We start from the raw sequence: 10,909 nt of genomic DNA on the forward strand, positions 1-10,909 counted from the left end.
ACTTAAAGTTGCAACCCTTTAAACTGCCAAAAAAGAAAATATACTCTCTAAGGAAGTTGTTTTTTAACATAGAAGGGGATCCTCTGTCTGTAGCACAAATTTCAATCGATCTCCCGCGCGCGACCCTCAACATCTTCAATGACATGCACCCGATCCCCGCGCGCAACGCACACAAACAAAATTGCATTCAGATCCCCGGAGGGGATCCTCTGTCTGTAGCACCAATTCAATTCGATCTCCCGCGCGCCGCGCACGCACTATCGATGAAACACAAACAAATAACGGCGCGCAACGCACACAATCCAATCGATCGATTCGTGCGTTGCGTGCTGTGATTAATTCCTCCGCGGAGAAATGATATCCTTTTCAATACCGAAGAGGCAACACGAATTCGTAACATTTGAAGTTGGAGAGAGCCCCTTTTAAACATACATCCTCCGGGACCTAATGCAATGTCATTGTGAAAGGCGGAAGATTACCTACGGATCAATACAATTGAAAATTGGCTAATATCCATAATTCTTTAAGTGTCAAGGAAAGATAAGCTCAATCGCTATAGAATGCGTTAGCCGAATACAAGGTGTTCGAAAACATTGCATTCTGCTTCGACCTTAACTATTCTTCAACGGCGCAAACCTTAATTCTACTTGGTCATCCCCACGGCCGCCGCGTTTCTTACTGAAAACCAAAATGAGTGTAAGTGTGCTCTTTGAAACCTCAACAATCCGAAGCATAACATTTGTACCAAAGTCAATCACTTCATTCCTGATTTTATACTTTCCTCCCCATGGCGCTCCGCGTTCATTGGAAATCACGATGCAATTTGACTTATCGGTTAAATCGACGACATCAAAGTCGTCCATCCCTCCAAGCATGATAACTGTCTCAAAACCTTCCAATCGCTTCCATTCCTGAAGCTTCCAGACTTTATGTATCGTAGTCTCATCTTCCGCATCAGCAATGTGTTTGGAAACCACATCAATCAGTGACTTCTCACGCTTATTGAGCGGCTTTACCCAATCTTTCATCCCATAGTATCTGTCACCACGTTCTCTGCAATCGTAAACTGCACCGGTTCCAAAGAGACCTTCATATATTGTGTCGATGGGTCTACGTTCACGGAATTCAACCACAACGGAAATGTTTTTGATCGTCGACATCCCTATTGTATAGGGAACAAAGCGATATCCTGGGAAGAATGATCTGAGTTCATCTTCAAGCTTCCTGAATAGTTCCTGATACTCGAAAACCGGAGAGATCGTAACTGCGTGAATCGCGTCAAAATACGCCTTGAAGTTTTGCGCGGGAAGAGTTTCCATCTCTAACAATGCTGTTGAACTGTCAACGCCGTGTATCGCGAAGAATGGTCCAAGTATGCTCACGTAGAACTTCAGGCTCTTTTGCCTGATGAAGTCAGGCTTCTTATCCACTTCTATGATTACCTCACCAAAAAATCCTCCCCCTGGCAAATCCGGGCGACCATAGACTGACGTTTTAAATACCTGCTCAAGATGGGATGTCAGTTTACCCCATTTTTCCCGGTAGGCTTTTTGATTAACAAACTCCTTATCGACGATCTTGTCGATCCGTTTGAAGCCGGGCGACTTAGCAATTGTTTTGGAGGTTGGCCGTCTTGCTTTGTTGACGGCGAAGTATTTTCCAATGGTATCAGCAATCAACTTAAAATCGTGCTCTCGATATTCATTCTTAAACGGACGGAGGTACATCGTAACTTTTTGTTCGAATGTTTGGCTAACATACTATTTTAAAACTTCCCGATTCCTTCCGTCAACAAACGGACGGCGAATTCAAGGTCGAAATTCCCGATAGTTAACCGAATCCATCCCCCGCCCACACTTCCCGCTATCCCCAACTTTTCGTACCTTACACAAAACCGTTATTCCCCCAGATGCACAAACTCCTCGCCATCATGGCCCTTACAGCCATGGGCATCACCACCGCACACGCCCAAACCTTTACACAAATCTCCACGGGCACCAGCTTCGACCACATCCAGGGCAAGCTCATCGTAGCCGACCTCGACAATGACGGAGACCCTGATGGAATTGTTTCGGGTATCCAAAATCTGTCCGTTTATACATATCAGAACGGCACCTTCACGAGGACCGACTACCCTCAATACGGATTTAACTCAGGCAGTTATTCCATCGATGCAGGTGACATCGACAGAAACGGATTCATCGATATTCTGCATGCCGGCCGCAATTATGAAGGACACACTACGCCATCACATCACCTGTTATTGAACAACGGAACCGCGCTGGCGCCCTCGGCAGAAGCGCTGCTGCTGGAAGGCGCCTATCGCGGCGACTTGTTTCTCGGAGATTTCGAAGGAGACGGCGACCTGGATGTCCTGTCATCTGGGTCCAACGGCGTGTTGCTGAACAGAGGCAATAAGATCGTTGACTACGGTCCCTACTTTCCCGCCAACGGTACCTGGTATGCAAACTGGTGGGACCTTGACCATGATGGTGAACTGGAAATCATTCGCACGGACGGCCAGCCTGGCTCCGGATCGGTATACAGTACGAAATTCTTCGAACGTCACTATCCTGCCTTAACCATTTCCACGACCCTAAGTTTTGATCGCGTACAGACACAAGGTTGCGTCGTTGCTGACTACGATTCAGATGGTGATTTCGACTTGTTGTTTCAGTCACTTGAATACGTTGGGGGCAACGTCACGCGGATCTTCAGGAACGACAACGGAAACTTCGTCGATTCGGGACAGTCTTTTCCATGGGGTGAATCCACTGCCTTTGGTGACATCAACAACGACGGACTGTATGATGTCATCATCGGTGGCGCAATGACCTCTACCTGGATGAATTTTGAGACTGCTATCTACCTGAATCAGGGAAACGGCACCTTTGCAAAACATACGGAAGTGATTCCCTCAACGGAACGGGCACACGCGCGCGTTGCCGACTTTGATAACGATGGTGACCTCGACATCTTATCACTGGCAGGCGCGTTCATGAATAATTCCGCCTCAGTAAATGCCGCTCCTCTCCCACCAGCATCCGCTGCTGAAATCGTCTCGGGATCATCCGTAGAATTCTCCTGGCAAGCAGGAAGTGATGACAAGACTCCTCTGAACGGTTTGACCTATAATATTTCCGTCAGAAGTGAAGACGGATCCATCGTGGTACCCGCGCATGCTCTCAGCAACGGTACCCGTCAGTTATACAACGTCGGAAATGCCTGGAACAACCTTTCATACACTTTGAGCTGTCTGAAGGCTGGAAAGTATTACTGGAAAGTTCAAACATTGGATGCCAGCTATAAGGGCTCGGCCTTCTCTTCAGAGCGAAGCTTCACCATTGAGCGGTCTGCTCCTGTGGCCCCTCAAAATGTCACTGCTAAGGCATTTTCCGATCAGGGGGTTGACCTTCAATGGACAGACGTCAGCGATAATGAGGATGAATTCATAATCTTCAAAAAGTTGGTAGGTGATCTTCAGTATTTTTACGCTATCGATACCGTATCGGCCAATGTTACCAGCTATCGTGATACCATCGCCGTGTATCACGACCAAACATACATCTATCGTGTCGTCGCCAGCAACTGCGCCTATCCCGACGAATTTGCGACCGAATCACTGCCGGTCACCACGTTCCCGCGCGCCTTTGTGGAAACAGATTGGCTGCCGGATAACACATCGATCACAATACACTTACTTGGCGACTACGACCGCGATGGTGATCTCGACCTGGTGGTATCTGATCACCTAACCAGGAAAACTAAGTTGCTTCGGTTTAACGGCGTCGGATTCGAGGACTCGGGCATTCAGATTGAACAGACAATTGCGGGTGGACGCTGGATCGATTACGACAATAACGGTTATTTGGATCTGCTGTTATATGGTACTGAAGTGTTTGATCCAACGATTACCCTATACGCTAACAATAGTGGGTCCGCATTTACCAAAGTGCCCGCGATGGCGCTACCGACAACCGTTAAAGCTCAGGCTGGCATTTCTACAGGCGACTATGATAACGATGGTGACGAAGACCTGTTAGTGCAGGCCGACTCGTACATTCACATCTACGACAACGATGGTCTGGGGAAATTCACGCGCAACGTCAATATTCAACTTTCCGGACATATCAAAAGCACGCAGGCCTGGGCAGATTACGATCTCGATGGCGACCTCGACATTCTCGCTAACAGGAAAAAGTCCGACATGAAAAACACGCTCGTTATTTTTGAGAACAACTCGGATAAGACTTTCACACCTGTTGAGTTTGTCGCGCTGGAAGGAACAAACAACGAGTTCCTGAACTTTACGGGAGACATGGCGTGGGGCGATTATGACAACGACGGATACCCTGACATCGTCGTGGCAGGCCAGAACGCCGGCGGAAATGGGTTTGCCATTACCCGTATTTATCACAATGAAAAGAATAAGACGTTCGCCCAAAAGGCAGAGTTGACACAACTTACCTACGATGTAAATGTTGAATGGGGCGATTATGACAACGACGGCGACCTGGACGTGTTTGCCTATGGAGACCCTTTCGGCGGATTTAGCGCGCGCACTCGGGTTTACCGCAACGACGGCACGCGGTTCATTGAAACAAATATTGATTACTTATTGCTGAGCAGACAGTTTGGAAAGGCAGCGATCGGCGACATTGATCGTGATGGTGATCTCGACTATGTGCTGTCAGGCCAGCGTGACTATGTTACGCAGGTTTCCGCAGTATATAGAAATACGTACGCCGAGAGCTGGGGCCGTCCAAATCACAAACCCTCTATCCCGACCGGCCTTAAAACTGTCGACAATGCCGATGGATCGGTGACCCTGTCGTGGAACCGATCGGAAGACGCTGAAACTCCCTCCACGGGACTCACATACAACTTGCGTGTAGTCGACAACAATGGCTTACTGTTAGTCAATAGCTATACGACCGGCGGCGGTCAACTGATGCTCGTTACACCTGGAAATGCTTCCATGAATTCAGTAACGTTGAAGAATCTTAAATCAGGATCATATACCTGGTCTGTTCAGTCGATTGACAAGGGGTTTGCCTCGTCGGATTTTAGCGAAGGAAAGCAATTTTCAACCTCCGCAGTGGTTGGCATCGCGGATGAAATTACAACGGGGATAAGACTTTATCCGAATCCGGTGAGTGACGAGCTGACAATATCGTCCGGGCTACCCGCTGGTGAATTAAGGATCTCTGTCACGAATGCGCTGGGTCAGCATATTGAAGATATGCCGTTGTCGTCTGAGACAGCATTTTACGACATGAGACCCCTGCCATCCGGCGTCTATCTGATCACTGTTTATCACAACAATTCGAGAATCAAATCTGAGAAGATCATCAAACGCTAAATGCATTCAGATCCCCGGAGGGGATCTTCTATCTGTAGCACGCAACGCACGAACAAAATTGCATTCAGATCCCCGGAGGGGATCCTCTGTATGTAGCACGAATTCAAATCGATCTTCCGCGCGCGACCCTCAACATCTTCAAATGAAATGCGCCCGATCCCCGCGCGCAACGCACACAATAAAATCAATCATCTTCTGACTTTGAATTTACAATCAACAAACGATATTAATATTGCTATCTTTACGTCAAGGCACACACCCCCGGCACCTCTCTCGCCTATCGTGTCCTGCATCAACCAAATTCTAACCTCGTTGCTCACAAAATGAAAAAATTCATTCTGCCGCCCGATGCAGCTAAAGGTCTTCACAAGATCCTGCTCACGCGCTTGCTCTCACTGGCCGGAGTCGTTATTATGGTTCTATTCGTCCTGCCAAGGATCCTGTCCGGTGACGCTTCCTTTGACTTAAGCACAGGACTTACACTCCTCATTACGGGATTTGCGCTGACCATCAGCTATTATTTTTCACTTCAGCGAATGAAGCAGTCGCTATCATCTTATCAACTCACCATTGCCGATGACAGCATCACACGTGAGATGTCCATCGTTCCCCCTATTACAATAGCCATTAAGGACATTCAGAGCATCACCCGAAACAACGACGGGTCCATTACTATCACGGGCAAGAGTGCACTGAATGCTATCGGAATCCCCGCATCTGTCGAACGTAAAGAAGAATTGCAGATGCTGCTGGCAGAAATCATGCCTTTGACAGATAAGTCAAATAACTCCGTGTGGCTAAAATATCAATACTTTATCGTCTTGTTGATCGTCGGCTTCTTATACGGGTCGTATATGATCAGGGACAAATACATCTCTTCCGCAATGGGGATTCTATTTATTGGGTTGATGGTCTATTCATGGGTTGTGATGCAACGCAGCAACAATGTCAGCAAACGAATTAAGCTATCAAGTTATCTGATGATTCTGCCAATGTACTCCGTGATCATGCGACTGATAGCCTTATGGGCATAGCCCAAATCATCCTATCACCCCCTCGATTGATTAACCTCAATATACTGCGTAGGCGACAACTTGAATTGCTTTCTAAACTCCTTACTGAAATATTTCCGATCACTAAATCCAACAGAAAACGCCACATCTGCTATCGAGATCGTACTCTGCTTAAATAGCTCCGCTGCCTTCTTCAAACGCATCTCCTTAATAAGGTCAGCAACTGAATAATTCGTTAAGGCTTGGACTTTCTTGTAAAGAACAGACCGGCTCATTCCTATTTCACTCACCAGGGTATCAACGCTGAATTCCGGATCTTCCATCTTCGACTCAATGATGGACATAAGCTTTGCGATGAACTTCTCCTCCGGCGAATGTGATGTTGCAGAAGATAGGGAAGATTGAAGAACCAGCTCATGCGAAAACTTCTCGCGCATGAGTTGCTTTGCCGTCAGCAGGTTCTTTATCGTAAGCTCCAGTATCTTCGTATTGAATGGCTTCGCGATATAGGCGTCTGCGCCCACTCCCAGTCCCTCCACCTGGTGCCACACAGACGACCGCGCTGTTAAAAGAATAACCGGGATATGGTTTGTCGTCTCCGAAGATTTCACCGACTTACATAAAGTGAGCCCGTCCATATCCGGCATCATAATATCACTAATGATCAAATCAGGAATTTCGCGCTCCATAGACGAGAGCGCATCCAATCCATTTGTGAATTGTACGATATCGTATTTTGATTCTAACGTGTCGACCAAAAATGAACGAACATCGTCGTTGTCTTCTGCAAGCAGTATCGTTGACTTCTGCTGCGACGTTGTATTGGATTCCACCCGATCAGTAGCTGCAGGATAGGGTAAAGCATATAAGTCATCATTACTATCCGCATAAGCTGATCTGGAAATAATTTGGGTTTGATCAAAATGCTGTGTCCCTTTTCGCAGTGATATGGTAAATGTTGTGTTACCTGGCGTTTCGCGTGCCAATCCATCACTCTTGAAAGACAAGGTCCCTTTGTGGAGTTCGACGATAATCTTTGAAAAGGCAAGCCCCACTCCACTTCCCACGTTTTTCCTTCCGGGGTCATCCGCTTGAAAGAAGTTCTTGAATAAATGCTCCTGGTCAGTTTTACTTATTCCTCTTCCATTATCAATCACATCGATACAAACCCAGTCATCGTTACTCTTCACCTGGAGAGCAATCTTTCGGTTGTTGGGGGTGAACTTAAATGCGTTCGAAAGAAGGTTGAATATTACTTTTTCAAGTTGGTTTGGATCGATATACACAAACAACGATTCTTCGCTGCTGTGGAACGTGTAGGTGATATTCTTATCAACGGCTAGTCCCTCGAAATATCCAAATATCTTTTTGCAGAACTGAACAATATCATACTGCGACACATAAAGTTTCATGTGTCCCTCTTCGGCTTTCCTGAAGTCCATCAATTCTGTGACGAGTTTCATCAGCAGCAAAGCATTGCTTCGGATCAACTGAAGTTGCTTGGTTGCGAACCGTTCGCCTGAATAGTGATCCACGAGCTTTTCAACTGGTCCCAGAATAAGGGTAAGGGGCGTGCGGATCTCATGTGAGATATGAGTGAAGAAATCCATCTTCAGTTGATGCAACTCTTGCTGACGTTCATTCTGAAGATGTTCCATCTGTAAGTCATTGCGCAAACGCCGGCGATACTCCAAAAGCCCCATCACAAGTAATATGACAAGTATCGTCATGGCCACGTAGATAATGTACGCCCACCACGTCCGCCACCACGGCGGTAGCACGATTAATTTCACTTCCCTGATTTGATCACTCCAAATCTGATTATCATTCGATGCCTTAATCTGAAAGCGATAATCTCCGGGAGGAAGGTTGGTAAAGTTGACTAACCGCTGATTCCCGATTTGCTGCCATTCTTCATTGTCATTCAAACCAAGGAGTTTAATGGCATACTGACTCTTTGCCGGGTTGATATAGTTGAGCGCTGCGAACTTGAAGCTTACAAGACCGTGGTTATAATCTAAGGTCATTTCATCTACACACGTCGGAGATTTTGCAATGGGCGATTCGCTTCCAATCGGAAGTGCTTTATTATTAATCAATATCTCCGTCAGGGCAATGGTGGCAGCATTGGTATTCGTGAGTATTTTATCGGGATGAAAAACCGATAAGCCGTTCATGCCGCCAAAAACCAGTTCCTTTGTTTTAAGTGACAAACCACATGAATTAGAAAATTGGTCACTCGACAAGCCATCCGATAATTTGTACCGTGTTACTTGCAGATCTTCCGCTTTGAAAGGGGTGCTGAATTTTTTAAACGATAGCTTTACAATGCCCTGATCAGTACTAAACCAGATGTTCCCGTCCTTATCCTCGGCAACCGCGTGAATGAATTGATCAGGAATGGTAAGCACATTGGTAACGACATGGAATTGTTTCGATTTCCTGTCGTAGTAATTAAGTCCGCTTTCTGTACCCACCCACATTCGTTGCTTTGAATCCAGGAAAAAGGTCGTTACGTGATTATGACTGATCTCACCAGGACGTTCAACATCTTTTCTATAATGATGCGTAAATTCTTTCTTTTGAATATCAAAAAATGAAATCCCGTTTTGTGTTCCTACCCACATCGAATTGCTTGAATCTCTGATCATCGCCGTAACGAAATCGTCCATCAGTAATTGAACATTTCCGTTGTTGGAGTAGGAAAGAAGTGTCTGGCCATTTCGAAAGTATTTCAATCCTCCACCATTCGTACCGAGCCAGGCGCCACCTTCATCAGGCACAATCGCGAGAATTATTTTTTCACCTAGTCGACCACGGTCAGGGATATCAAAGTGTTTCATCTTCCCGGACGACTTTTGCAAGACGCTCAATCCTTCAATGGTGCCGATCCATATATTTTCTTTATCAGCAGCAAGCGCTTTGACGCTATTGGCAACTCTTCCCCTCTCCGGTGATTTTACCGCATAATGATTGTAGGAATCTGTCTGTCTGTCAATGTGACTCAATCCACCTCCCGATGTGCCCACCCAAAGAGTACCATCTGAATCTTCAATCAATGTGTTGACCAGCGGATGAAGTAGTCCCTTTTTACCAACAGCTTCACCGATATTGGTAAAGTTGGAGTTGCCTTGATAAAAGAAGTCTATGCCACCAGAGAAAGTACCAACCCACACGCACGAGGCGCGGTCCTTCAGCAGACTTCGCGTTAGATTGTCGCTGATTGTATTGTTGTCGGTGGGATCGTGTTGATACGTTATAAAGTGATCGCTTCTGATGTCCAGCTGACTAATGCCATTCTGCGTTGAGATCCACAAGGTGTTGTCATCATAGACGAGTATGTCCCTGGTCCAGTCGGACACAATGCAGTTGGAACAACCTTCGCTATAGGTGTACGTTTTAATCTCGTTTCTTTCAGAGTTGAACCGTAAGACGCCGGCTTTTTCGCTACCAAACCACATGTCACCATTTGGCGTCTGGCGCATAACTACGATTCTGTTCTGACTCAACTTGCTCGACTTTATGACTTCAGGCAGGTCGATCATCTTTCTGGACAGCGGATTAAACTTATTAAGCCCAATCTTGGTACTGATCCAAAGGTTCCCTTCTTTATCGAGAAACAGTGAGTATACCGACTCCTCTAATATTGAAATCTTGTCCGTCAGCGAAGCATCCTCAAAAACCTGCGTGACCTTGTTCAATTTCTTAAGGCCCACTGCCGTCCCGACCCACAGGTCCCCCTGGCTGTCTTCGGCAATACTGGTAACGTAGTTCGTTCCACCTTTTATATTGTCGAGATCGATCGTTTCAAACGTTTCGAGGCCGCGGTTAAAGCGATTCAGTCCATGCGAGGTACCGATCCAGATGGTGTTTTTACTGTCCATAAAGACAGTGTTCACGCGATCGTTACTGAGGCTCGTGGGGTCGGTCGGATTGTGTTGGAAGGTCTTGAATTCATAACCATCGTACCGCGTAAGGCCTTTGTAGTTGCCGAACCAGATGAAGCCCTGATCGTCCTGCAGCAAACCCATAATAGGACTTTGCACCAGGCCATCATGATAAGAAATGTGTTTAAAATTAACGATCCCAGGCTGTGCGATCAGTGAGACGTATTGGAAGCACGCGATAACAAGGAATAGAGGATAATATTTATTCCATGCCGGTTTCATTCAGGCAGTGTTTGGAGTGAATTTAAATTGATCAAATTTAAAAATGCCGCTCCCCCTCATTTGCCTTACGATAGAACCACGTACGGCATACTTCATTTCAAATATATCGGATTTTGATCTTCCCAGAACCCGCTATCAACCGATCCGGACGTTTCTACCCCCATTTTCATACGAATTTCACCCATTCCGATCCCGGAGGGATCCCGTATCTGTAGACATCGTATTCCGATCCCGGAGCCTGTATGTTTAAAAAAGGAAAGCCTGGAGACTATATTTAAAGTGAATTACCATATCATTTTAAATAAATCTTCCAGGCTTATGAAAACAATACAAGCTAAGGATTTTTCCTTTGCCGGGGAACCTGT

5 protein-coding genes are annotated in these 10,909 nt (G+C 46.3%); 3 read left to right on the forward strand and 2 right to left on the reverse strand.

The genetic code is table 11. The features are described 5' to 3' along the window. A partial coding sequence (locus WBG78_RS30365; RefSeq protein ID WP_337330309.1) for a hypothetical protein occupies nt 1–335 on the forward strand: 335 nt, incomplete at its 5' end. A gap of 276 nt (nt 336–611) precedes the next feature. Here the strand turns inward: WBG78_RS30365 and WBG78_RS30370 are convergent. Further along, complete coding sequence (locus WBG78_RS30370; RefSeq protein WP_337330310.1) at nt 612–1,727, reverse strand: hypothetical protein; 1,116 nt, start codon at nt 1,725–1,727, stop codon at nt 612–614. A gap of 182 nt (nt 1,728–1,909) precedes the next feature. On the opposite strand from WBG78_RS30370, the gene WBG78_RS30375 reads away from it, so the two are divergent. Both WBG78_RS30375 and WBG78_RS30380 read left to right on the forward strand, forming a co-directional pair. Beyond that, nucleotides 1,910–5,362, forward strand: coding sequence for an FG-GAP-like repeat-containing protein (locus tag WBG78_RS30375; RefSeq protein ID WP_337330311.1), 3,453 nt, complete (start codon nt 1,910–1,912; stop codon nt 5,360–5,362). Nucleotides 5,363–5,685: 323 nt separating this feature from the next. Further along, nucleotides 5,686–6,396, forward strand: coding sequence for a hypothetical protein (locus tag WBG78_RS30380; RefSeq protein ID WP_337330312.1), 711 nt, complete (start codon nt 5,686–5,688; stop codon nt 6,394–6,396). Between the two features lie 14 nt (nt 6,397–6,410). On the opposite strand, the gene WBG78_RS30385 is transcribed toward WBG78_RS30380, so the two are convergent. Continuing rightward, a complete protein-coding gene (locus tag WBG78_RS30385) occupies nt 6,411–10,544 on the reverse strand; it encodes a hybrid sensor histidine kinase/response regulator transcription factor (RefSeq protein ID WP_337330313.1) in 4,134 nt (1,377 codons plus the stop codon). Nucleotides 10,545–10,909 lie beyond the last annotated feature (365 nt).

Origin of the sequence: Chryseolinea sp. T2 (assembly GCF_037203685.1) — a bacterium.
GTDB lineage: Bacteria > Bacteroidota > Bacteroidia > Cytophagales > Cyclobacteriaceae > Chryseolinea.